The organism is Massilia sp. TS11 (assembly GCF_022012445.1).
In the GTDB taxonomy this organism is placed as follows: domain Bacteria; phylum Pseudomonadota; class Gammaproteobacteria; order Burkholderiales; family Burkholderiaceae_D; genus Telluria.
The window spans coordinates 81,064-103,133 of the sequence record NZ_JAKLTS010000003.1 but is presented as its reverse complement, the minus strand read 5'-3'; the positions used below and the strand labels follow the sequence as shown (position 1 = coordinate 103,133).

The 22,070-nt window shown below is 60.9% G+C and carries 24 protein-coding genes; 19 read left to right on the top strand and 5 right to left on the bottom strand.

Annotated elements, in window-relative coordinates; all coding sequences use genetic code 11:
- The first annotated feature begins 10 nt into the window (after positions 1-10).
- The 13 genes from traC to LZ005_RS05900 all read left to right on the top strand — a co-directional run bounded on the left by traC (position 11) and on the right by LZ005_RS05900 (position 13,840).
- The gene (gene traC / locus LZ005_RS05960; protein ID WP_237805689.1) at positions 11-2,530 is read left to right on the top strand and encodes a type IV secretion system protein TraC; all 2,520 of its coding nucleotides are present in this window, start codon (positions 11-13) and stop codon (positions 2,528-2,530) included.
- Positions 2,527-2,889: a hypothetical protein gene (locus LZ005_RS05955; RefSeq protein WP_237805688.1), complete on the top strand. Its 363-nt coding sequence runs from the start codon at positions 2,527-2,529 to the stop codon at positions 2,887-2,889. The genes traC and LZ005_RS05955 overlap by 4 nt, the downstream gene beginning before the upstream one ends.
- A 2-nt stretch (positions 2,890-2,891) precedes the next feature.
- On the top strand, positions 2,892-3,410 hold the full coding sequence (gene traF / locus LZ005_RS05950) for a conjugative transfer signal peptidase TraF (protein ID WP_237805686.1): 519 nt from the start codon (positions 2,892-2,894) through the stop codon (positions 3,408-3,410).
- 11 nt (positions 3,411-3,421) lie between these two features.
- Positions 3,422-4,042 carry a type-F conjugative transfer system protein TraW gene (traW, locus tag LZ005_RS05945; RefSeq protein WP_237805684.1) on the top strand — a complete coding sequence of 207 codons (621 nt, stop codon included), beginning with the start codon at positions 3,422-3,424 and terminating at the stop codon, positions 4,040-4,042.
- Entirely contained in the window at positions 4,039-5,058 is a 1,020-nt protein-coding gene (locus tag LZ005_RS05940; protein ID WP_237805682.1) for a TraU family protein, read from the top strand. Before traW ends, LZ005_RS05940 begins: the two co-directional genes overlap by 4 nt.
- Entirely contained in the window at positions 5,045-5,767 is a 723-nt protein-coding gene (gene trbC, locus LZ005_RS21755; RefSeq protein WP_237805680.1) for a type-F conjugative transfer system pilin assembly protein TrbC, read from the top strand. Before LZ005_RS05940 ends, trbC begins: the two co-directional genes overlap by 14 nt.
- A complete protein-coding gene (traN, locus tag LZ005_RS05930; RefSeq protein WP_237805677.1) occupies positions 5,764-7,065 on the top strand; it encodes a conjugal transfer protein TraN in 1,302 nt (433 codons plus the stop codon). Before trbC ends, traN begins: the two co-directional genes overlap by 4 nt.
- A complete protein-coding gene (locus LZ005_RS05925) occupies positions 7,062-7,424 on the top strand; it encodes a hypothetical protein (protein ID WP_237805675.1) in 363 nt (120 codons plus the stop codon). Before traN ends, LZ005_RS05925 begins: the two co-directional genes overlap by 4 nt.
- Positions 7,421-8,245 carry a conjugal transfer protein TraF gene (gene traF / locus LZ005_RS05920; RefSeq protein WP_237805673.1) on the top strand — a complete coding sequence of 275 codons (825 nt, stop codon included), beginning with the start codon at positions 7,421-7,423 and terminating at the stop codon, positions 8,243-8,245. The genes LZ005_RS05925 and traF (LZ005_RS05920) overlap by 4 nt, the downstream gene beginning before the upstream one ends.
- Complete coding sequence (locus tag LZ005_RS05915) at positions 8,242-9,651, top strand: conjugal transfer protein TraH (protein WP_237805671.1); 1,410 nt, start codon at positions 8,242-8,244, stop codon at positions 9,649-9,651. Before traF (LZ005_RS05920) ends, LZ005_RS05915 begins: the two co-directional genes overlap by 4 nt.
- An 11-nt stretch (positions 9,652-9,662) precedes the next feature.
- Positions 9,663-12,458 (top strand): conjugal transfer protein TraG N-terminal domain-containing protein, encoded by a 2,796-nt coding sequence (locus LZ005_RS05910; RefSeq protein ID WP_237805670.1) that lies wholly within the window; start codon positions 9,663-9,665, stop codon positions 12,456-12,458.
- A 23-nt stretch (positions 12,459-12,481) separates the two neighbouring features.
- Entirely contained in the window at positions 12,482-13,150 is a 669-nt protein-coding gene (locus LZ005_RS05905) for a hypothetical protein (protein WP_237805668.1), read from the top strand.
- A 78-nt stretch (positions 13,151-13,228) separates the two neighbouring features.
- Complete coding sequence (locus LZ005_RS05900; RefSeq protein ID WP_237805666.1) at positions 13,229-13,840, top strand: hypothetical protein; 612 nt, start codon at positions 13,229-13,231, stop codon at positions 13,838-13,840.
- A 223-nt stretch (positions 13,841-14,063) separates the two neighbouring features.
- On the opposite strand, the gene LZ005_RS05895 is transcribed toward LZ005_RS05900, so the two are convergent.
- The 4 genes from LZ005_RS05895 to LZ005_RS05885 all read right to left on the bottom strand — a co-directional run bounded on the left by LZ005_RS05895 (position 14,064) and on the right by LZ005_RS05885 (position 16,330).
- On the bottom strand, positions 14,064-14,591 hold the full coding sequence (locus tag LZ005_RS05895) for a PD-(D/E)XK nuclease family protein (RefSeq protein WP_237805664.1): 528 nt from the start codon (positions 14,589-14,591) through the stop codon (positions 14,064-14,066).
- Positions 14,588-14,998 (bottom strand): CFI-box-CTERM domain-containing protein, encoded by a 411-nt coding sequence (locus tag LZ005_RS21750; protein ID WP_307727776.1) that lies wholly within the window; start codon positions 14,996-14,998, stop codon positions 14,588-14,590. The genes LZ005_RS05895 and LZ005_RS21750 overlap by 4 nt, the downstream gene beginning before the upstream one ends.
- Positions 14,999-15,060: 62 nt before the next feature.
- A complete protein-coding gene (locus LZ005_RS05890) occupies positions 15,061-15,297 on the bottom strand; it encodes a hypothetical protein (RefSeq protein WP_237805662.1) in 237 nt (78 codons plus the stop codon).
- Complete coding sequence (locus LZ005_RS05885; protein WP_269106544.1) at positions 15,290-16,330, bottom strand: PRTRC system protein D; 1,041 nt, start codon at positions 16,328-16,330, stop codon at positions 15,290-15,292. Before LZ005_RS05885 ends, LZ005_RS05890 begins: the two co-directional genes overlap by 8 nt.
- A 1,088-nt stretch (positions 16,331-17,418) precedes the next feature.
- On the opposite strand from LZ005_RS05885, the gene LZ005_RS05880 reads away from it, so the two are divergent.
- The 3 genes from LZ005_RS05880 (at position 17,419) to LZ005_RS05870 (ending at position 20,305) form a co-directional block, all read left to right on the top strand.
- Entirely contained in the window at positions 17,419-18,489 is a 1,071-nt protein-coding gene (locus LZ005_RS05880) for an integrase domain-containing protein (RefSeq protein ID WP_237805658.1), read from the top strand.
- Between the two features lie 17 nt (positions 18,490-18,506).
- A complete protein-coding gene (locus LZ005_RS05875; protein ID WP_237805657.1) occupies positions 18,507-19,250 on the top strand; it encodes a hypothetical protein in 744 nt (247 codons plus the stop codon).
- Positions 19,251-19,837: 587 nt separating this feature from the next.
- Entirely contained in the window at positions 19,838-20,305 is a 468-nt protein-coding gene (locus tag LZ005_RS05870; RefSeq protein ID WP_237805655.1) for a hypothetical protein, read from the top strand.
- Between the two features lie 7 nt (positions 20,306-20,312).
- Here LZ005_RS05870 and LZ005_RS05865 read toward each other — a convergent pair whose 3' ends face one another.
- Positions 20,313-20,525 carry a hypothetical protein gene (locus LZ005_RS05865; RefSeq protein ID WP_237805652.1) on the bottom strand — a complete coding sequence of 71 codons (213 nt, stop codon included), beginning with the start codon at positions 20,523-20,525 and terminating at the stop codon, positions 20,313-20,315.
- Positions 20,526-20,613: 88 nt separating this feature from the next.
- Between LZ005_RS05865 and LZ005_RS05860 the strand changes: the two genes are divergently transcribed.
- The 3 genes from LZ005_RS05860 to LZ005_RS05850 all read left to right on the top strand — a co-directional run bounded on the left by LZ005_RS05860 (position 20,614) and on the right by LZ005_RS05850 (position 21,560).
- Positions 20,614-20,868 (top strand): hypothetical protein, encoded by a 255-nt coding sequence (locus LZ005_RS05860; protein WP_237805650.1) that lies wholly within the window; start codon positions 20,614-20,616, stop codon positions 20,866-20,868.
- 1 nt (position 20,869) lies between these two features.
- The gene (locus LZ005_RS05855) at positions 20,870-21,136 is read left to right on the top strand and encodes a hypothetical protein (RefSeq protein ID WP_237805647.1); all 267 of its coding nucleotides are present in this window, start codon (positions 20,870-20,872) and stop codon (positions 21,134-21,136) included.
- Between the two features lie 151 nt (positions 21,137-21,287).
- On the top strand, positions 21,288-21,560 hold the full coding sequence (locus LZ005_RS05850; RefSeq protein ID WP_237805646.1) for a hypothetical protein: 273 nt from the start codon (positions 21,288-21,290) through the stop codon (positions 21,558-21,560).
- Positions 21,561-22,070 lie beyond the last annotated feature (510 nt).

Sequence of the window (22,070 nt, the reverse complement as noted above, 5' to 3'; positions counted from 1 at the left end):
GAGGCCAACCATGGTGTTCGGATTCCTCAAGTCGTTCAGCCCGGAGGCGCACGACGCGCCTGCGCCGGACCGGTTCGCCAGTTGGCTCCCTTACCGGGCCTACGACGCGGCCACCCAGCTCTTCATCAACCGCGACGGTCCTGGCTATGTGCTTGAGCTGCTGCCGCAATCGGGCGCCGACGAGCAAATGGTCGAAGTGCTGGTGAGCCTGTATGCGACCTGTCCGCCCGGGACGGGCCTGCAGTTCCATTTGTTCGGCTCACCGGACGTCCAAACCCACTTGCGCGCCTATGCCAATTTGCGCCGTGAAGACACGGACCAATACGAAAAGTCCCAGCCATACGGGCGGCCGGCACGCAACGACAATCTATACAGGAAGCTGGCGCGCCAGCGCGTCGGCCACTTGCTGCGCGGCGCGCGCGAATCGCTGTCCGAGGGCTTCCCCTGCCACGTGCGTCACTATCGGCTGCTGCTGAGCGTCACGCTCGACCCCAAGGCGGGTTGGGACAGTGACGCCGTCCTGGCCCTGCGCGACGCCATGGCGGCGACGCTCACGACGGCCGCGTTCCCAAACCGCGTATGCTCCGCCTCCGACTTGATCAACTGGTGCGCCCAATTCGTCAACCCGGACCGTATGTTCGGGGCTGCCGCTCCCCTGCATTACGACGAAGGCCGCGAAATCTGCGACCAGATCGTCGACTTCGACACGATCCAGGACCCGCATCCGACCCATTTGCACATATGGAAGCAAGAGCAGGGGGACGGCATGCAGGCCCGCTTCCTGTCGGTCAAGTCCTACCCGCGCCAATTCCACCTCTGGCAGGCGGGCGGTCTCGTGGGCGACCTGATGCAGCCCGCCCTCCAATACCAGGCCCCCTTCATGATCACGATGGGCGTGCATGTGCTCGACCCGAACACGGCTCGCAACGCCGTCGTCGCCAACCATGTGCGGGCCAACCAGAACGCGCAGAGCAAGATGGCCCAAATCATGCCGGACGTGGCCGAGAAGCTCAAGGATTGGAGCGCGGCAGCGCAGACCATCGACGCCGGGGGCGGTCTGGTCTATCTCTACCACCAGCTGGCCGTGTTCGCGCCGCCCGACAAGGCGACGGCGGCGGTCGAGACGGCGAAGTCGGTCTGGCGCGCGCGCGGCTTCGAGCTCAGCGTCGACGTCTACCAACAACGCCAGGCCCTGCTGGCGAGCCTGCCGATGACGTTGACGCCCAAGCTGTTCGGCGACTTGCGCAAGATGCGCCGCACCACGCGCAAGACGACGGCCAACGCGATTCACCTGGCCCCCCTGATCGCCGAATGGCAGGGCACCGGAACGCCCGTGCTGACGCTGCAGGGCCGGCGCGGCCAGTTGGTCGCATGCGATTTGTACGACAACGCCGTCGGCGGCAACTACAACTTCGCCGTCATCGGCACTTCCGGGTCGGGCAAATCCGTGATGCTCAACGAGATCGCCTGGTCTTACCTGTCCACCGGCGCGCTGTTGCGCATCCTCGACTTCGGTCGCTCCATGGAAAAGCTGTGCCGAAATGCGCGCGGCACGTTCATCGAGGTGCGCAGCGACGTGCCGATCTGCTTCAACCCGTTCCCGCGCGTCGGTTTGATCGAGGACGATATCGAGATTCTGGAGCCTACCATCGCCCTGATGTGTTCGCCGAAGGCCGAACTCAGCGACGTGCAGCGCAAGGCCATCGCCGTCATGATCCTGAACCTGTGGCGCGCCCACGGCAAGGACATGACCATCACGGCCATGCGCGACGCCTTCGTCGAAGGCTCGCTGCCGGAATTGGGCTTGAAACAAGACCAGCGCATCAAGGACCTAGCCATCATGCTGGCGCCCTTCTCCAAGGGCGGGCAATATGAACGCTTCTTCGAAGGCGCGAACACGGTCAACTTCGACAATGAACTGGTCGTGATCGAAAACGAGGAATTGTCGCGCAAGCCGGCCCTGCGTCCGGTCCTCAACAGCCTCCTGCTTTACCAGATCACGGGTGAGATGTACCTCTCTCGCAACCGCAAGAAGGTCTTCATCATCGACGAGGTCAAACAGCAGCTCGACACCGGTGGCACCGACGACCCTTATCTCTCGGCCGTGATCGACGCGGCCGCGCGCCGCACGCGCAAGTACGGCGGCGCCCTGGGCACGGCAACGCAGAACGCGGAAGACTACTACTCCTCGACGCAGCTGGAGTCGGCCCTGAACTGCGCAGACTGGGTCTTCCTCTTGCGCCAAAAGCCGGAATCGATCGAAGCCCTGCAAGCCAAGAAGCGCCTCGTGATGGACGAACCGAAGAAGCGCCTGCTCAATTCACTGCGCACGGAACCGGGCGTGTTCTCCGAAATGTACATCTCGTCGCCGATCGGTGAAGGCCTGGCGCGCCTGGCGTTGGACCCGGCCACGCACCTGCTGTTCTCGAACCGGCTGGAAGACAACCGCGTGCTCGACGAACTGCGCGCGCGCGGTCTGTCGATCGACGAGGCCATCGACATGGTGCTGCAAGCGCGGGGGCAGGCATGAAGCCTTACTTCTCGCAAGCCCTGACGGCCATCGCGGTAGCCTTGCCGATGGCACTGCTGGCCGTCCACCAGGCACGACACGCCCAGCGCATCGCCGTCATCGACCTGGCCGCCCTGGTGCGCGCGCAGGAAGCGAAATTTAACGAGGCCGCCACCCGGGTCCAATCCGATCAGGACCGCCAAGCGCTCGTGCAGGCTGCGAGCGCCGCCGGCAACGACTTCGCCCGCAAGCTGCCCGGCGCGCTGGCCGACCTGCAGCGCGATTGCGCCTGCACGATCCTCGACCGCAGCGCCGTGCTGGCCGAGCGGGCCGAGGTGGCGGATCTTACGGCCCAATTGCGGGCCAAATTGGGGCTGTGACCATGACGACGCTCCGCGAAGACTTGCGCCGCCATTGGTTCCTGTACGTTTTGGTGTCGGGCGCCCTCGCACTGATGTGCGCGCGCCTGCTGCTCGCCCCGACTCCGCTCCTGCCGCTCGTTTTCAACGTCAGCGGCAGCCTGCCCTACCACGTCGCCTGGCTCAGGCACGGAAACTACAGTCCAGCGCGCGGCGATTATGTGGTGTTCGCGTTTTCTGGCCCGGGCGTGCGCGCTTACCCTGGCCTCGCGGGACAACCCTTCTTCAAGCGCGTGGCCGGTGTCGCGGGCGACGAAGTGGCCGTGGTCGGACGCCGCGTGTACGTCAATGGCATCGATGTGGGCCAGGCCAAGACCCACACTTTCGATGGGCGCGCGCTCGACCCGATCACGCCGGCCCGCATCCCGCCCGGCTATTTCTACGCCCAGGGCACGAGCGACGACAGCTTCGACTCGCGCTACGCCCTGAGCGGCTTCATCCGCGTCGATCAGGTGATCGGGCGCGTCACGCCCCTGTGGTGAGGAGCGCCGCCATGTACCGCCTGATCTTCCTGTTCTGCTGCCTCGTGGTGCGCACTGTCGCCGCTCAAGACGTGGGTGCGCTCGGCCCGGTGTATCCGATCACGGAACAGAGTTTTCTCGACCAGATCCGCACGCGCCTGCAGGCACAGGAACGCAGCGGCGAGCTGCGCGCACTACAACAGCGCATCACGGAAGCCAACACGGCCGCCGTGACTGCGCCCCGCCCCGTACCCGGACTGACCACGGGGCGCACCGGGCGCACGCACTACTACGACCCCAGTTTCACGCTCGACCGCAACGTCGTCGACGCGGAAGGGCATCTGCTGTTCGCGGCCGGCACGCGCAAGAACCCGCTCGATGTGGTCGGTTTCTCGCGCCGCTTGCTCTTCCTCGACGCCCGCGATCCGGCCCAATTGCGCCGCGCCGCCACACTCGTCGCGGAACAGCCCGGCAAAACCAAGCTGGTGCTGCTCGGCGGCTCCTACCTGCAATTGATGAAGTCATGGAAGATGCCCGTGTATTTCGACCAGCACGGCCTGCTCGTCAAACGCTTCGGGATCGCCCAAGTGCCCGCCCTGGTCTATCAAGAGGGACGGCGCCTGCGCGTGGATGAGTTGGGAGAGACGCCATGAACGTCCAAGCGACCGCGCGCAGAGCCGTCCAACTGCTGTCCCTCGCACTCGCCCTATGTCTGGCGCGGCCGGCTACGGCAGAGCCGGCCTGCGTGGGCAAGTTTCCCAATCCGATCACGGACATTTGCTGGAGTTGCATCCTTCCCATCAGCATCGGATCGGTCAGCCTGGGCGGCGCCAACGGCCAGGAAGACATCGCGAATCCGCCGTCGCCAGTGTGCACTTGCGGGACCAACCCCACCTTCGGCCTCTCGGTCGGCTTCTGGGAGCCGGCACGCCAGGTCGAAGTCGTCCGCCGGCCCTACTGCCTCGTCTCCCTTGGCGGCATCGACCTCAATCCCGGCCTGCCGGCAGCCGAAGCGGCCCGCTTCCAGCATCCGAGCGGCGGCGCGGGCGCGTTCTATCAGGCCCACTTTTACATCGACACGATGATGGCCCTGCTCCAGGCCGTGACGGACTTTCCCTGCATGGAGAAAGGCGCCTTCGACCTGGCTTATCTGACCGAGCTCGATCCCACCTGGAACGACAACGAACTGTCCCTGATCCTCAATCCCGAAGTGGTCTTGTTCGCGAATCCGGTCGCCATTGCCGCCTGCGCCGCCGACTGCGCCGCGGCCTCGCTCGGCTTCGGCCTGGCCCCGCTGTTTTGGTGCGCCGGTTGCCAAGGCGGGCTCTACCCGTTCGACGGACACGTGCCGGTCCATATGGGCGGCGTGCGCACGGCCGAACTGATCACCGAACGCCTCACGGCCAAGATGCACCGCGAACTGCTTGCGTGGGGCTGGCACGGCAAGGCGGGACAGTGTGGCCCCTACTTCCTGCCTGTCATGGACAAGACGGCGTACAAGGCGCAATTGCTGTTCCCCGTGCCCGCAACTGACAAGCTCGGCGGGCGCTGCTGCCAGCCCTTCGGCCGCACCACGATCCTGTGGGGCGCGGGAAAGGAATTCCCCGTCAAAGGCGAAGACTTCGCGTTTCTATTGTTCAGAAAAAGGAATTGCTGTGTCGGATACTGATCCCATCGCGCGCCGGGGTCGCCTGTTCGGCCTCTTGTGCCTGGCGTGCGTCCCCGCTGCCGTGGCCCAACAGACCGTGAGTGAGGCCGATATCGCCCGCGCGCGTGCCCAGCAGCGCACGCCGACGGACGCCGAAGTAGCGGCCGTCGCGCGCAAGTACCAGCAAGCGGCGGTGCCGGGCACGCCGACCACCCCGAATGTCGACGCGCTCCCGCTCGCGCCCGGTAAGCCGCTCGACCTCGGCCAGGTCGCCGCTGGTTATGGCAGCGCTGCGCGCGCCCAACTCGCCGAGGCGCAAGCGGCCCAGGCCGGGACTTTGAGCGTCTTCATCACGTTGACCCTGCCCGAACCGACGCTCGACCGCCTGTTCGAGCAAGCGGCCCGCGCCCAAGCGACGCTCGTGTTGCGCGGTCTCGAAGGAGGCTCGATGCGGGCCACCCTGCTCCATGTCCAGCGCCTGGTCGGCAAGCGCCAGGTTGCCGTGCAAATCGATCCGCAAGCGTTCGAACGCTACGCGGTACAAGCCGTGCCCGCTTTCGTGCTCGCCGCTGCGGTTCCCAGTTGCGCCGGCGCCGCCTGTCCGGCGACGGGCTTCGCGAAGGCCGCCGGAGACGTGAGCCTCGACTACGCGCTCGACCGCTTCGCCCAGCTGCCAGCCTACGCGGCCGAGGCGAGGCGCCGCCTCCAGACGCTGCGGGGCCGGCCATGACGCGTCCCATCATCGCCGGCATCTGTTTGCTCGCCGTCTGCACGTTCGGGCAAGCCCAAACCAAGGACGAACTCGCGGCCGCCCACGCCGCCAACGCCTTCGCCGCCGGCCAGACGACAGAGCTGGCCGCGAGGGCGGTCGTGCCCGGCTATACAGCGACGCCCCCGGAGACGGCCTTGCGCGACACGGATTTGAAAGGCGGCGCCAAGGCGCGCCTGGCCACATGTGCCGCCACAGGAAGCGATCCGAGCTGCGAGGGCCAGGTGCATGCAGCCTCCGACGCAGTGCGGCCGCGCCCGCAATTGAGCGGCGAACCGGCGCTGGCCGCCGCACGCCAAGTGGCGCGCGCACCCGACACGGCACTCGGCGGCCTCGGGCAATACTACAGCGGCTGCACCACGGCCGGGGCCTGCCCCACGGACGCGTTCTGCCTCGGTTCCCAGTGCTACAGCACGCAGTACACGAACGACGCCGATTTCGCACGCACCATGACCTACATGGAAGCCGTGCGCGAAGCCGGTGTTTACCTCGACCCGGCGACCCAGCAAGTCTTCGGCGGCGAAGGCAGCAGCTGCCGCAACCGCCTGCTGAAGAATTGCTGCTACACCAACGCGGCCGGCGCCAACATGAGCAACCAACGTGTCTTCACGGTCGGCTCGCGCCTCGTCTACGACATTTTGATGGATGGCGGTAACCGCGACTTCCTCAAGGCCGGCATGATGGCCCTCCTGAAGGGCAACGGCTTCACCGGCAGTTTCTCCAGTTTCGGCGTCACGGTGGCGGTGAACGGCACTGCCCTCCCCGCCGGCTCGGTGACACTGACCACGGGCGACAGCTACGCCGTCGCCGTCGATCCCTACACGATGGCCATCATGGTCGTGATCTATGTGATCTCGGACCTGTCTTCCTGCAACAAGACTGAAGCAATGGCCGCCATGAAGGAAGGCGCCCACCTGTGCCATTCGATCGGCGAATGGTGCTCTTCGTGCGTGCGTGTGCTCGGCAAGTGCGTCAGTTGCATCGAAAAGTCGATCGGCAAGTGCTGCTTCAATTCGCGCCTGGCGCGCCTCGTCAACGAGCAGGGGCGCGGGCAACTGGGTAAGGACTGGGGCGATCCCGAGCATCCGAAATGCGGTGGCTTCACCATCGCCGAACTTCAGCGTCTGGACTTCGCCCGGATGGACCTGAGCGAATTCTATGCGTCGATCATCCCGACGCTGCCGAACGTGGGTGACCTTCAAGCCGTCAACCAGGGCCGCGCAATCAAATGCTACGGAGGGAACGGGAAATGCCAATGATCTATATCCTGTTTCAACTCGCGGCGGCCGTGACGTCCGCCCCCATGGAAGTCACCGATCCGCGTCCTGTCCTTGTCGCGGCGATCGATGCCCCGGACGGCAAGGCCCATGGCGTCCTCGTCGGCCAGATGGGCGCCGCGTTTGCTGAACGCTTCTCGACGCAAGCCCCATTGACGATCGACGTCAGTACCGAATGGCGCTACGCCCAGCCCGATTGCAGCCGTCTCAAAGTCGTTTTCCGACAGGCGGGTGTGCTCGTCCCAGGAGCCGTCGCACCCGAAAAAAAACGCGTTGAAATCGGTCTCAATTACTGCCGCGACGGCAGCCCGCCGAAGTCGCTCAAGCGCCGCACGCCATGAAACGCACCGCCACCTTGCTCCTGCTTGCCTGGGCCAGCCAAGCCGCGGCCCAGCAGTCCATCGAGCCGACACAAGAGGCGCCCCCTTATTGGGCCGACAGCCGCCGCGGCTGGCACTTCTATGAAGACCCGGCGCCGCCGCCGAAAAAGCCGGCACCGGCGACGCCAGTCGCGCCGGTTAAGCCGCCCGAACTGGCGGCGCTCGAACGCCTGCAGGAAGAAGTCAAGACCTTGCGCTCGATCGCGGTCATGAACCCGACCAGCAACAACGTCCGCCGCTACATGGAGACGGAGAAGCGCATCGCCGAACTCGCGTCCGCCTTCGCCGAAGTCACACGCCGCGTCGCATGGACGACACCCGACCTCGATCCCACGCTCCACGGTCGGCCAGCCAACGCCAAGGCGCTCGAAGTCTTCCAGGAAGAGGAGCAGCGCGCACGCGCGGGCACCATCGCCACTCTGGGCAAGGACCACGCCCTGTTCTTCTTTTTCCGGGGCGATTGCCCCTATTGCCACGCATTCGCACCGACTTTGGCGGCGTTCGAACGCCGCTACGGCCTGCGCGTAGTGGCGGTCACGCTCGACGGCGGCGTATTGCCAGAATACCGCAATGCCCGCATGGACAACGGCATTTCACGCACGCTCAACGTCAGCCAAGTACCAGCGCTGTTTCTAGCCCAACCGTACAGCGGCACGATCGCGCCCATCGGCTACGGAGTCCTGTCCGAATCCCAACTGTTGGAGCGTATCGCTACGCTCGCAACGCCGGTGGGCTCCAAGACGCAATTCGCCGCCATCCCAGTTCCCAAGGACATTCCATGAAAACGAAGCTGCTCGCCGCCCTCGTGGCCGCCATCTTCATGCCGATCTCGATCCGGGCCGGCGACCTCAATTCAGAGGTCAACAGCATGTTCAACAACCTGGGCGCGATCGGCAATTACACTGCCCCAGGCGCATTTCGCGGCCAGGCCTTCAACACCTACACCGGCGGCAGCTTGATGCTGCGCTCGCAGAACAAGACCTATCAGCTCATGGCCATCGACTATCCGACGGCGAAAGCAGGTTGCGGTGGTATCGATGTATACGGCGGCTCGTTCTCCCACATTTCGTCGAACGAATTGAAGAACATGCTGCGCAATATCACATCCGCCTTGCCTGGAGTGGCCTTCCAGCTTGCTCTTGACACGGTCTCACCACTGCTGGGCGGAGTCACCAAAGACTTCAACTACCTGTCCACCCTAGTGAACAACGCGCGTATCAACTCGTGTGAAACAGCAAAGGGCTTAGTAGCGAGTGCAGCGGAAAGAGTCGGATTCAATTCGCAAGAAGCTTGCGCTGACGTCGCAATAACGCTCGGCCTAGAGACCGATCGCGATGCAGCGAGGAGGCGTTGCGGTTCGGATCGCGATGGCGTGATGAATGCAGCACTCAACTCGAACAACCCAGAAGCCAAAGCTCGCGCCGGATTTACAGGAAATCTCACCTGGGCAGCGCTAAAGCTCGCTGGCAACTCGCTCGACGACGAAGAGCGCGAACTCGTCATGAGTATGCTGGGAACAGTAGTCTACACAACTCCTCATACGGATGGCATAAACATTCCGCCAACCTTGGACTCAGTAAAGCAACTGCTATACGGGCAATCCGAGCTGACGGGGGGGAACATCGAACTTCCGCTACTTCGTTGCGACGAGCATGTCAATTGCATGAACGTCACCGTTAAGAGCTACTCGCACACACCCATCACCAAAAAGGTTGTCGATCTAATGACATCGATAACCCAGAAAATCATTGATCGACAACCAATACAAAACAACTCGAAAGAAATCGGCTTCGTGAACCAAACAACGGAGCCGGTTTACAAGCTGCTGTCAATTGCATCCACTCGTCCAGGCGCAAAGATCCATGATGGGCTCATCAATCAGTACAAAGACGTCATTGCTACCGACTACGCGTACGTTTTCCTTGACAGAAATATTCGCATCGGGATGCAGGCTTTGGAAAAAGACTATCAATTGGACGAATTTCAACGCGACACGGCCGCAAAAGTACGCGCACGCGCTGCAGGGCTTCTGACGCGCATTGCAGAAGAAAAGCAAATCATGTACGCAAAGGCCAACTCCATGAACACTATGGCCTTGGCGTTGGAGCAATTGGACCGGCAACTACGCGCTGGCCTCCCACAACAAATCCTCGATGTACTTGGTCGTAGGTCCTCCTATATGCGCTAAAGAGTACCGCCATGTGGGAGATTTACGCATATCAGAACAGTGAAAGCCTGTTCGGCCTGCTCAACGCGGTCGCTGCGATCTGCGGTTCGGGGAGTTACGTGGGTGCGTTGGCTGCTGTCGCATTCATTGGCTTTTGCGCCGCCGGCATCGCATATGCGCTCGCCCCTCAAAAGCTGCAAGGGTGGCAGTGGCTGGCATCGGTCGTACTGGTTTACTCCGTCCTTTTGGTACCCAAAGTGACCGTCGGCATCGTCGACAAGACTGGCGGCGGACCTGTTAGGGTTATCGCAAATGTCCCGTTCGGCGTCGCGGCGATGGAAAGCATCAGCAGTGTCATCGGCAATTCAATCACCGAATTGTTCGAAACCGCCTTTCAAACCATACCCGGAGATTCGAATCTGCCAACAGAACTAGCGTATTCGAAAAACGGACTAGTCTTCGGAAACAGACTGATCAAACAGGTCAGTGGCGCTGTCTTCACTGATCCGTACTTCAGAACAAATCTGATCGAATTCCTTGGCAATTGCGTCGCCTACGACCTCTCGAGCGGCTACATCAGTGCCGTCGAGTTCGCGAGTTCGAACGACATTTGGAGCGTTATCCAGTCTCATCCTCCAAATCCGGCTCGCTTCACGCCGGAAACAGACAGCGCGGGCATCTCAACGATCGTGCCCTGTGATCAGGCGTTCACACACCTTGATCAAGCTTTGCCAATGCAACTCCCACCATTGCTGTCCCAACTCGCGGTAAGGGCAAATCCTACGCTCAAACCTACAGATGCCTTGGCAGCATTCGCGCCCGAGTTGCAACAAGCCTATGTGAAAAACGCGCTGGCCGATTCGGCGGCCACTGCCGCAGACATCCTGCGCCAAAATGCGATGATCAACGCGGTCAATGACACTTCGCTTGTATCAGGGATGCAGACCAACGATCAAGCGAAACTCATGCTCGCAATCGGCCGCAGCCAGGCAATTCAACAGACAAACGCCGCCTGGATAAACAACGGCGCCATAGCTGAGCAGGCCCTTCCGGTCATCCGAAACGTCTTGGAAGCCTTGGTCATCGCACTTTTCCCTTTGGTCATCCTGATGCTTCTGATGACCAGCGGCGAGGAAACGATGAGGGCGTTCAAAAACTACGCGGCCATTATTATTTGGATACAGCTATGGCCGCCGCTCTATGCCGTCCTCAACTATATGGCCACACTATACAGCGCGAAAGATAACGCTGCGGCCGCGACGATCTCGACGGGTGTACATGGCATGAGCCTTGCCACTTTGGACCCTGTCCTGTCCAGCACAATTGCTTCGACCGCAGTGGTTGGCTACCTAACTCTCACGATTCCATTAATTGCCTGGACAGCCCTTAAGAGAATGGAGAATTTTGGCTCAACCTTGGCCAGTTCAATCGGCGCGTTGCAGTCATCTGTTTCGGGCAGCACCTCAGATGCAGCCAAAGGCAACTTAAGCGCCGGCAATGTCACCATGGACCAGGCCGCGCTCGCGCCAAACAGAACGTCACCCATGTGGCGAACCGCTCAGAATGCCGATACAGGCGACACCTATACGAGCAATACTTCGACGGGGCGAACTGCGGTAAGCATCCTTCAAAATAAAGGCTTCAGCCATATGCAGGTCATGGGTAAGGTTTCGCGCACAGAAGTTGAATCTGCGCGGCAATCGGCCGCCTCAGCGCTATCCGACGTCATTCAAAAATCTAAGGATCACGGCCACTCCATCGCCAACGCCTTTGTATCTCGAAACTTGAATCGTGAGGGCACCTTTGGTCAGGACACGACAGCCGACGGACAGTCTTGGGAAAAAGACTCGCAAACTCAAAATCTGAAACGCGTGGTCGAAGACATCTCTAGGTCGACGGGCTACTCACAAGACGATGTCACGAATCTTGCGATGACTATGGGCGCGTTCATGAGCCTTGGAAAGTGGGTTAAGTCAGGAACTGAATTGCGCAATGCGTTCTCGGCCACGCTTTCCACCAAAGACCAAAAGGTCTTGTCAGCCCTGTCAGATGAACAAATCTCCGAATTCAGCAAGTATGCCCAACGACACTCGACAGAGCACAGTCATGGAATGACCGAGGGACGCGACCACGCGACAGGTACAGAGGGGCGGGATGGGACTGTCGATACTTGGCGGAAGCTGAGCCAGGCTGGCGCTTCCTTTGGTAAGAGCCTGGAATACTACGAACAGGTTAACACAGCTTTCGAAACATCGTCGGCGGCGGTTTTCGACTTGGCTGCAAACCCAGATCAAGTCCGGATGTTCCTTAAGATGCATGGGCAAGACGCGCCTGGCAGCGCGATGGAGCTCGCGCGCGAAGGTGCTCATTTGGCAAATATCCAATTAACCCCCACGCCAGTCTTCAAGAATGGGGCACCGGTGCCAAACTCGTTCGATGCCATTCAGAAGTACCACGAACAGAAAGCAACTGAGGCCAGTCGAGTTGATTTCCATGACCCGGGAGCTCAGTTCACATCGAATCAGACGTCACGTCAAACCCTGCCCAAACACGAATCGACATCAGAGGCGCCCGTGCCCCCCACTTCACCTTTGCAAACACAAGTCGAAGCCGCTATCAAGCAGCAGAAGCAAAAAGTCAATCGATTGAGTCAGGACGCAAAGAACAGCTACCAAACGAACACCGAAATTGAAGAGCACTCTGATGGAAGCGTAACCACAGGACGCTCTCCCTTTTTTGACGTCACTGGACGAGCACTCTCTGACCTCAAGTCCAAAGCACTTCGTGCTCTTGACGTAATCACTAACCATGGAAAGGACGGGCACTAAAGCATCTTTGCCCAACATCTATCATGGACTACAGAGTTCATAATCATCCGAAGCACAAGGAAGGAAAGTACGGCATACACATCAATAATGGCGAGTGGAATGCGCTGGGAAAATTTGAGTTTGCCAACGGGCGCGTTTCACATGTCACCTATGCTAGAAACGGAGGCTACTATATCGCCACGATGCGAATCGGTTCAGATTCGGTGCGCATATACTCTGTGCAATCCATTCCTGTCCATAATGGAGACATGATAAGCGTCGGCGGTGCGCGCCAGAGCGGTGTCATCGACTCCTACGTCTACTGGAACCATACTTCGGGAGCGCACTGCTACCCGATTCAATACTCTCTCGTCGTTGATCTTGGTATCAGTTTTGCCAAATGTTTTCTCTTACCTTTTCCATTATGGCTTTTCGCGCACGCGGCAAGTTCCCGTTCCGACACCGTGGCCTTGTTGACGCCATTAGCCGCAGCATCTCTTGCTACTTTTGTGTCCCTCTGGCTTATAGCCAAGCGACGGCGAGCACGCAACGAATATCAGTATGCGCTTGAAGCGTGCCGAGAATCGACTCCTGGCCCGACATCACGTCACGAAAGGCGCCCTGCTGTCAAAGAGCCACAGCAGAATCTGAGCCGCCCCGGCCAACGCCGCGAAAATTCACGACGCGACCACGACAACAATCGCTACTCTTGAGTGTGGTCAGCCCGCTCCCGAAGCCCTGTGCTGAAATATCGAAGGTATTACAAGCACCTAACATCGATCGGGCGCAATATGAATCTCAAACACGCGATTGCCTGCTTCAGTTTAGTCCAAATCCAAATGGCGGCCGGGGCGACGGCGCTGCGGAATGATCGGCCGACAGATGACTCCGTATGTGACTTCGGGCACAACACGTCCGCAGCACTAGGAATCATAGGATTCGTTCCATGGGACACCAAAGACCTGCACGAAGTCTATGCCCGAATGATTGTTTCCTGGACTGCGTCTCACTGTCGTGACGGGCAATTACTGATCATCGATGCCACCTACGGAAAACAGACAGAAGACCGGTATGCAGGACTAGCATCGCGACGCTTGTGCAAAGTCGCGGACATCAAACAAACGCCGAAAGGAACAACAGACCACCCGCAGGCTTTTGAATTGCGTTGCACGATTTCCAAGCTTGCTGAGGCAAAGTCGTGGGCGGCAGCGGAAGATGCGAGACAGTCGCTCGACGCGATGATCCTTGAACGTTCTGAGATCTTGAAGCGCGGGGGCGGGCCTCCTGAAAAAAGCAAAGACTCGCCGGTGGACAAATCGTTTGACAAGACTATGAACAAGTGCGCCTCAAAACCGTCTATATCCACAATCTTGTTCGGAGGCGGCGATTGTCCAAAACAATAAATGACGGCTCGCTCGACGATCTAGGACTTGCCGCGTCGACCATGAATCAAAGTTAAGCTCAACAGCAGCATTCACGGCTTCTCTCAATTTGGAAGGAATGGCCGTGGAAATGTTCGGACTGACGCTTCGGCCAAGGCGCCTGCCCCCAAATACTTGCAGTGGTCCGCTGGTTACGCAACCCAATATGATCGCCATGCAACGAATTCACACCGTATGTGAGCTGTCATAAATCAGGGCGACAATCGGCGCGAAAGGGACACTTACGACAGATGCCCGTGGAGGCTGTGACACAAGGCGCGGCAGCCCCAACCAAGATTCGCTCGCGCCTCCGCGCCAGTGCAACGATGTCTGCCTCACTCAAGAGCATCACACGCCGCATGACCTGCGTACCGCTTTGCGGGCTTCGGATAACAACGTAGGCGAAATCGGCAACGGGCTGTCCTGTGGCATACATGACTGCAATGCGCTGCGCTGACAACTCGATTACGTCCGACCGATAGGCAATCGGTGCGGCCCTCGTCTTGAGTTCCACCAGGATCACCAGGTCACGCAGCAGGTAGGCACGGTCCACACGCGCCGACAGCGCCAGCGGTGCGTCGATCCTGAAGGTCTGTTCGGCGAAGAGCAATTCGGCGTCGACCAGTTCACGAGGTTTGCCGTCGGGGGCGACTTGCTCGCGCAGCCTGGCGATCAGTGCCGAGACGCACACCAGACCAAACCAAAGTCCAATTACCCATACTATCCAGTTCATGACTCCCCTCCTCCGATCCGGCCATGGCTCCCCAAATGACGCACAAGCTTCACGACGCCCCTAAGCGCCACACGAATTAATGGCAGTACGGTTGGGAAGCGTTCTAGCCAAAGGCACACACCTGGCGAATGCGCGTAGTACCAGACGATAAAAGCGCGGCCGAGGCGGCTCCGACGTAGCGAACGGTCGCGAAATTCGCGAAGCAATCGAGTCTCCGGCGCATCCCCGCCAAAGACGGCGCTGGCGACGAAGCACCAGGGCTTACGCCCCGTATTGTCAGATGCGACGCCCTCGCTATAGAAACGCTCGTGCTCCTTGAGGCCACGCCTGCGCGCGGCATCCTGTTCCGGCGTGGACCGCTTTCCGTGGAGCGATTCGAAGCGGACCAACCGCTCGCAGTAGCCCATCTGCGCCAATTCGGAAGCGCTGACGCGTCTTCCGCCGTTGGGCGTCGTTGTGTCGCGAGCGCTCATATCGAGGGCCCGAACATTTCAACCGCCGCCGAACCCAGTTCGCTTACGCTAGGCGCCTGCGGCTGGGCCATCGTTACGGGGGGCGCCGACGCCTGGGCAAGCAAGCCATCGTGGGCCAGGGTGCGGAGGCGATTCACCCGTTTCGGTCCCTTTGTGAATCGCATCAATTCATCGAACAAACGCGGATTGTCTTGACGATCCAATTCGAAGTTCAGGCGAATACGGTCAAGCATCTCGACCTCCTTCGGCTGTCTCCTCGGCTTTCGGCACCGTCTGTGCCTTGGCAAATTCGGTGCCCGCAATTTGGAAGCCGCGCACGTTCGCGAACAACGGGTCCTTCATTTCCTGGATCTGATGGCGGGGAAAAGCGTCCTTGATTGCCTTTCGGAAGAAGAACGCGCCGCCGCCGACAAGAATGATGTTCTGGATGTCGCCGGCATCACCGACGTAGTGGAGCATCTCGGCCACCGCCTGCTCCGTGATCTTCCGCGCCAGCGGAAAATGCTTCGCGATGTCGTACTCGCGCTGGAAGATCACCGGCTTTTTGCCATCCCGCAGAGCCTGATCGACCAGCTCGTAATCGCGGAATTGCGTGCCCAGGGCCCGGCTAATGCCCTCGGTGATCGAATGCAGAACATCGAACATGCCCCGATTGACGGAATGGCTGCGCTTCTCGATCAACTGCATGCCTTGGGTGACCAGCCAGTCGAACGTGCGTTGCCCCGGGTCGATGATCAGATGACGCTCTTTGCGCATGGTCGCGACCTTGTCGTTCAGGAAGCCAAAATGCATCAGCGCCCCGGCCGGCTGTGCGACGGCCTTCACCCGACGCACTTCCACTTTGCGGCTGCGTCCCAGTTCGTGCGTTCCGGTCAGCCGCTTCTCGAGCGCCGCAACCGACTTGCGCACTTTGAACGTCGATACGGGCAGACCGACCACAAGCAAATCGACGGTATCGACGCGCATATAGTGGAGAGCGCCTAGCAGCAAGGCCGTGTACTCGGGCAGCTCGCAGTAGCGGTCATGCTGCAACACTTTCGAGTTGAAGACATCGGCGGCTAGGTGCACGTCCGGCCCAACCTCGTAGACCAGATTCCCGACTGGGACGCCAACCGTCTTCCGGCGCCCGCCCAGGTTGTCGGTGTCCAAGGGCGCATCGGTCGGATGCGCCTCGGACGGAAACGACGCACAGCGGATCTCCCCGCCATCCACGCCAGTGACGAATTTGGTATTCCCGCGGCCGACGTCGACCGCCCTCACGATCATTTCCACAATTGGCTCCCGATCAAATAGAAGTCTCCGACGATAGACCGCTCGGACCGGGCGTTCCAACCGAAACCACCCACCGAACACCCCACCATTCACGCCCAGCTCCAACTCTGGACGTCGCTGGCACGCTCTCGATCCGCACTGAAGCGCGCCACGCTTACTAAACGTTTGAACGGTACGGCTCCATCAGTTCTGGGCCACGAGTGCGCATCTGCTTGGACATGTTCGATCGCCATACGCGCCCCCGAATATCGCAACCCTTACAATCAGAGGTAACACGCCGCCATGTGGTGTCAAGGGCACAGGCACGCGAACAGTGGACGAACCAAATCAAATCACGCTCAATCACAATTTCTGGCGCGCGCAAGGCGCCTTGACATTTCAATCGCGCTGACCTAGTCTCAACTCGTCGTTCGGACCCGCTTGCCGAGGACATCGCGTCCTGAATGCGGAATTGGCACACAGTGCCCGTTGCGGTCGATACCCGCCCTTTCCATAGCTCTGCTTGTGATTGCGCCGCCAGTTGTCATGCGGCCCCTCACCTCCATTGCGCGCCCGGTGCGCGCATGAGCGGTCCGGTTTTCTCTTGCCGTACCGCCCGTTTGCGCACGTGAATTTGAGTGCGCAGCATCTCTGTGTGGCCAGCTTCGACCTGCGCCACCCGCCGCTTCGTCCGGCGTTCTTCTATTCCGAAACAGCATTGCAGCCAGGCGTGCCCCTCGCCCAGTTTGTCTGTGGCGACGGATTGCCGCGACACCTTCGACGTGTCGGCCAATCCGTTACGCACGCCGTCGCGCTTGCCGCCTGGTGGTAGGGCGGTGGATACCGCGCGGAGCTGCAATTCGGGCCTGCCAGCGGATGCTGGCCCTGAGCGATCAGGCCGCTGCCATGACGTTCGCCGTCGGGTACCCGCATTGGATTGCGGGGAGGCGGTTTCCGGCGAAATCCGGTACCGCGTCGCATGCACATTTTTACGACACCACGCCGCCCAAAGCGGCAAACCCCGTATCCGCGCGTGGCCGACGCGCATGTCAATCGGCCTACCCGTAGAAGTCCGGCTTTCGAATCGCAATGGAGACTAAGGCATGGCAACTCAGCAAGCAGGTTGGCAACGTGAATTGCAAGACATACTGATCCGACACAACGAGCAGCATGCGCATCGCTCCAAGGTCGTATCGCACCGCACGCGCACAGCGCGCGCCCAGGCGCTGTTTCGCTGTTTCCGGTTATTGCACGCGATGGGATTCCACGTTCGGCCTGCCGGTCTCGGAGGGCGCCATGTGGAATGGCTGATGCGCTATTGGACAGCCGACGCGGCGGTGCCCGAGAAACTTGCCGCGACTGGCGCCAAAGTCGCGGCACGTGCAGCACCCTACAGCGCCGCTTACATTCAACAACAGTTGAGTCACGTGCGCGTTTTCGGCGCATGGATCGGCAAGCCGGGGCTGGTCCTGCCAGCCGGACACTACGTGGCTGATGCCGGCCTGGTTGTACGCAGCTATAGCGCCCGGTCAGACCACAGTTGGTGCGGGCAGGCCGTTGACGCCCATTCGATCGTGCGCCGCGTCGCTGCACTCGACGATCATGTGGCCGTGCAGCTCCATGTGATGCTGGCGTTCGGGCTGCGCCGCAAGGAGGCCGTCATGTTCAACCCGCGCCGCGCCGAGGTCCCCGCGCACGCCCTCCCCTGCGGTCACCAGCATACGGGCCCTTACCTGGCCTTTTTGCGCGTTCGGCGAGGAACGAAAGGAGGCCGCCTGCGCTATGTTGCCGTGCGCACGTCATTTCAGCGCGACGCCCTGGAACTCGCCGGCCGCTTTGTACTGCACGAAGACGGGCATATCGGCCGCCCGGGCCTCTCGTTGAAACAATCTCTTGACCGCTTCAGCAACGTGTTACGTAGCGTCGGCATCTCGCGCCGCTCGCTCGGCGTGACCCCGCACGGCTTGCGCCATCAATTCGCGGCGGATCTGTATTTCGACCTGGCCGCTGTGCAGCCGCCTGTACGCGGCGGCGACCCAGCCACCGATTCCGAAACGCTTCGGCACGCCTATCTCGAAGTGGCCCGCCAGCTGGGCCACGGCCGTCCACAGATCAGCAATGCCTACCTCGGGGCACCGCCTCGCGCCAAGCCTTCTCAAAACGATCCATCTTGAACCCAAAGGAGACCATCATGTTCATCCCCTACGATGCCCGACTCGCCGAGCGCATATTGCGCGCGGCCCACGCGCCATTGACCGTGCTGCCCGCCGCCCTGCTCGAGCTGGACGCGTGCGACGTGCCCCTGCAGGTGCGCCAGGAATTGTCAGCTTCCTTGGCCAACGCGGCCGGCTATCAGTGTCCCGACTTGTTACTCGTCGAAGAGCATGCAGCGACTTACAGCGCACTTCCGCCTGGGTGGCGCCTCTACCTGCCCTGCCTGTGGACCTTGATCCAGGAGGGCTACAACCCAGCGACCACGATCATGCGCGAAGTCGCCGAATTGCTGCACAAGCATCCGGTGCCTGGCATGCTCGTTTCTGAAGGAGATGGTCTCTACCTGGTGCGCATCCTCGCCGCTCCTGAACGTGAGTACGCAGCGCGCGAGTGGCTGGCCGAACGCCTCAGCGGCCAGACCCTGCGCCGCAAACTGACCTCCCTCGCCGCGCGGGCCCGCCGCACAGCCAAAGCTCACCAAGCTGAGACGGTCTCGCCAGTGGCTTACCTGAGCGGCCTATTGGCGGAAACCTTCAAGGTCGGCGTGTCCGACCTGAAGGTCTGCGATCCCACGCTTGCACGCCGCTTGCGCGAACTGGCGCTCGACCTGCGTGAAGCCAGACTGCGCCTTCCTCCGACGGCTTCGGCATCCATGTGCGACACAAATGGAGAGCTGGCACAAATCGCAGCGGCCCGGGAATTGTTGACGCAAAGTGCGTAGCACAGCAGTTGCTATGTTTCGCTCCACGCTGTTTGACGCTTCGCGCACGGTGAACGCCGGCCCCTCCCTGACGTACCGCACGCGCCCGCGAACCTTCTGGCCTTGGTCCGTCTGTGTTCGCATCGTTTGAGGGCCGCACCTCTAACTGACATTCATCAAGCAAGCTCCAGTTAGCCGCCTTTTCTGGCTTCGAATTGCCCACGCTGCCTTGATGGTTGCGGCTCATGGTGCCAAAATGATCTCGCTTACCGTGAGAATCGCTCTCACCGCCATCGTGCCTGCCACGATGTCCTGATCCGAATGGTTCAGGCGTTGCGCTCGATACGCGCCCTTTCCACAGGCAGTTTCATGCCTTGTCGCTCATGCGACCGCCACTGGTTCAGCTTTCAAAGTGAACCGACTTCGTCCGCATTGCAGTTCGTGCTGACGATTGTGCGTAAGTATGCCCCGCATACCAACCGCATTGCCAGGCCCCAGTCTTCGGACTGCGGGCCGCATTCTCTCGCCGCCCTTGGGGGAACTTCGTTCGTTCCCGCCGCGGGTGCGCCGATGCTCCCCCTTTTTTTATTTCTAGAAAGGAGGACATCATGTCGGATCAACGCAGGGACGATCACGGTAACTCCCGTCCACGCTCGCGTCGCACTCTAGTCGACGCGGAAGAGGACAAAGTCTGGGTAGGGTTTTATCGCAGTATCGAGGACGCAGCAATCGCTTCGGACTTGGTCCAGTATTTCGACGCCAACCCGGAAATGCGCCATCGCCGCCCCGGCCTGTACATCAAGGCCAAGCAGTCGATGCGCAGCAGCTGGGAACGGCGCGCAAACGCAAAACGCGTCGCACACGCCATCCAGGCCGCCGCCTTCGTCATGCTGCGGCCTTGGTACATCGCGAGGCAAGCGTTGCACTTCATCGGCAGGGTGGTGCTCGATACCCTGCCACCCGCGCACGAGCGCAGCCGCGTACCAAATGTCGCCGCCCCCGTGGCGACGACAACGACTGCTTCATCGTCCGCCCCCGCCGAAGCGGCCGCCCCGGTTCAAGCCAAGGTCGGCTGATGCGTCCTTAGTCGGCGCAGTAGCGTGCGATCGCCGATTCGATCGCACGCCGACGATTCCGCGCGTAGTACGAGTCGCCCGCGTAATGCGACTTGGCCCGCTCGCAGAAACGTCTCAGCGCATCCAGATCGTGGATGTCGATCGGCTGGAATCCGGTCATTCGGTTGATCTGCTCGACGTCCTGAAAAGTCAGGCGTATCGCGTGGTTCAGTCGGAGCATCGGTCTTTCCTTTCATCGGCGCGATCGCGGGTGCCCCGGCCGGCGCCGTGCGCCAGTCCGGTAAACCAAATCGACCACGGAGGTTCACATGAAACGCGACAATCCCCGGGCGCATACTGTGCCCGATCACCTGTCCGAGCTGGAACAGCTTGAACATTTGTGCGCGGGCACGCGCATCCACGCCGGCGACGGCCGTCAGTTCATTAGGACCGACCGGTACTGCGAAAGTTTCTGCGACTTGGATTCCGGTCGTCTGTGCACTGCGAAAGACGTCTTGTTCGATCACGGTGGTGTCGCGGCGTTCGAAAGTGCCACGCCAGTGCTGGCTACGACGGGGGAATGACATGCGCAACGATGCCGAAACAGCGGATATCCGCGACACCGTGGCGCGCTATCAGCGCGGCCTGTACACCTCAGCTCCAGGCGCGGAAAACCTGGTCGCAGGCGCTCGCATCGACGCTTACACACAAGGGAATTTCGACGCCCGCTGTGGGCTCACGGAACCGCCGAGTGAGTTCGCAGAGTATGCCGAATTATTGGTCGAATGGCAGCGCGGCCACGCCAGCACGTCGCTCGCCCAGTTGGACGAGATATACCAGCCGGCCGCCTAGTTCTTTTTGACAACCGCTTCATCACTTCAAGGAGATACGCATCACCAGAAGAGTTTCTCTAGCCTGACCTGGGTTTATCCACCCCACCAACGGGATCACCGCATCCCGTTAGGGGGATGCCATTTGCGTTTGATGACATATGGAGACCATCATGGTTAAGTTCACTTTCAACAAAAAGGCCCGTGCCGCCGCTGCAGCAGCCATCAAGAAGCTGGAAACCGGGTCCTTTATTGGGGCCGTCCTGGGGGCGTTCGGCGCAAGTCCCCAAATCACGGCAATTGCTGCGCTCGCCGTGTTCCTCGTATGCCGGATCGCTGAGACGCTGATCGCCGGCATCGAAGACCATCAGTCCAGCGCCCGCGATGGTGAACTTAAGCCAACGCGCACATCGGCCGACGATGATGCGCATGACAGCGATGCGTAACTAGCGGCGGATACCGGACGAAGAAGCCGGCCGCCGAATCGGCTTGCGTCGTGCGAGGAAGACTGTAGACTGCAAACTAGGAAATGGGAGGCGAACCATGATTCTCACGGCAGCAATTCTAGTGTTCGATCTGGCGGCGCTGGTCACGGTCGCCGCGCTCGTGATCGGTTGCGTCCGCGGAGTGAAGGCGGAACGGTCGACCGCCGAGACGTAACGAAGCAAATCTGCTGACTGTCCATCGGTTCACTCCGGCGGACAGTCACTTCCAGGCTCGGCACGGAGTTCGTGTGGCCGATTTGCCCGACCCACTCCACTGCAAAACATATCTGTCGTGCCTCTCCAACTCCGCCACTCCCGTTCGCAGTAGTCGCTTGGGTTGCAGCTGGGTTGCAAATAGCTTGCACGGTGCTTTCGTGCTCGCCGCGTCTCGTCCTTAGGCTTGCAACTGGGTTGCAATTGTCATGCGAGACCACCCATCATGCGCATAACATGATGCGCGCCAATTTCGAA

Excerpts from the sequence above, each read along its gene's own strand:
- traC (WP_237805689.1), top strand. The coding sequence starts at position 11 with ATGGTGTTCGGATTCCTCAAGTCGTTCAGCCCGGAGGCGCACGACGCG.
- LZ005_RS05955 (WP_237805688.1), top strand. The coding sequence starts at position 2,527 with ATGAAGCCTTACTTCTCGCAAGCCCTGACGGCCATCGCGGTAGCCTTG.
- traF (WP_237805686.1), top strand. The coding sequence starts at position 2,892 with ATGACGACGCTCCGCGAAGACTTGCGCCGCCATTGGTTCCTGTACGTT.
- traW (WP_237805684.1), top strand. The coding sequence starts at position 3,422 with ATGTACCGCCTGATCTTCCTGTTCTGCTGCCTCGTGGTGCGCACTGTC.
- LZ005_RS05940 (WP_237805682.1), top strand. The coding sequence starts at position 4,039 with ATGAACGTCCAAGCGACCGCGCGCAGAGCCGTCCAACTGCTGTCCCTC.
- traN (WP_237805677.1), top strand. The coding sequence starts at position 5,764 with ATGACGCGTCCCATCATCGCCGGCATCTGTTTGCTCGCCGTCTGCACG.
- LZ005_RS05925 (WP_237805675.1), top strand. The coding sequence starts at position 7,062 with ATGATCTATATCCTGTTTCAACTCGCGGCGGCCGTGACGTCCGCCCCC.
- traF (WP_237805673.1), top strand. The coding sequence starts at position 7,421 with ATGAAACGCACCGCCACCTTGCTCCTGCTTGCCTGGGCCAGCCAAGCC.
- LZ005_RS05915 (WP_237805671.1), top strand. The coding sequence starts at position 8,242 with ATGAAAACGAAGCTGCTCGCCGCCCTCGTGGCCGCCATCTTCATGCCG.
- LZ005_RS05910 (WP_237805670.1), top strand. The coding sequence starts at position 9,663 with ATGTGGGAGATTTACGCATATCAGAACAGTGAAAGCCTGTTCGGCCTG.
- LZ005_RS05905 (WP_237805668.1), top strand. The coding sequence starts at position 12,482 with ATGGACTACAGAGTTCATAATCATCCGAAGCACAAGGAAGGAAAGTAC.
- LZ005_RS05900 (WP_237805666.1), top strand. The coding sequence starts at position 13,229 with ATGAATCTCAAACACGCGATTGCCTGCTTCAGTTTAGTCCAAATCCAA.
- LZ005_RS05895 (WP_237805664.1), bottom strand. The coding sequence starts at position 14,591 with ATGAACTGGATAGTATGGGTAATTGGACTTTGGTTTGGTCTGGTGTGC.
- LZ005_RS21750 (WP_307727776.1), bottom strand. The coding sequence starts at position 14,998 with ATGGGCTACTGCGAGCGGTTGGTCCGCTTCGAATCGCTCCACGGAAAG.
- LZ005_RS05890 (WP_237805662.1), bottom strand. The coding sequence starts at position 15,297 with ATGCTTGACCGTATTCGCCTGAACTTCGAATTGGATCGTCAAGACAAT.
- LZ005_RS05885 (WP_269106544.1), bottom strand. The coding sequence starts at position 16,330 with ATGATCGTGAGGGCGGTCGACGTCGGCCGCGGGAATACCAAATTCGTC.
- LZ005_RS05880 (WP_237805658.1), top strand. The coding sequence starts at position 17,419 with ATGGCAACTCAGCAAGCAGGTTGGCAACGTGAATTGCAAGACATACTG.
- LZ005_RS05875 (WP_237805657.1), top strand. The coding sequence starts at position 18,507 with ATGTTCATCCCCTACGATGCCCGACTCGCCGAGCGCATATTGCGCGCG.
- LZ005_RS05870 (WP_237805655.1), top strand. The coding sequence starts at position 19,838 with ATGTCGGATCAACGCAGGGACGATCACGGTAACTCCCGTCCACGCTCG.
- LZ005_RS05865 (WP_237805652.1), bottom strand. The coding sequence starts at position 20,525 with ATGCTCCGACTGAACCACGCGATACGCCTGACTTTTCAGGACGTCGAG.
- LZ005_RS05860 (WP_237805650.1), top strand. The coding sequence starts at position 20,614 with ATGAAACGCGACAATCCCCGGGCGCATACTGTGCCCGATCACCTGTCC.
- LZ005_RS05855 (WP_237805647.1), top strand. The coding sequence starts at position 20,870 with ATGCGCAACGATGCCGAAACAGCGGATATCCGCGACACCGTGGCGCGC.
- LZ005_RS05850 (WP_237805646.1), top strand. The coding sequence starts at position 21,288 with ATGGTTAAGTTCACTTTCAACAAAAAGGCCCGTGCCGCCGCTGCAGCA.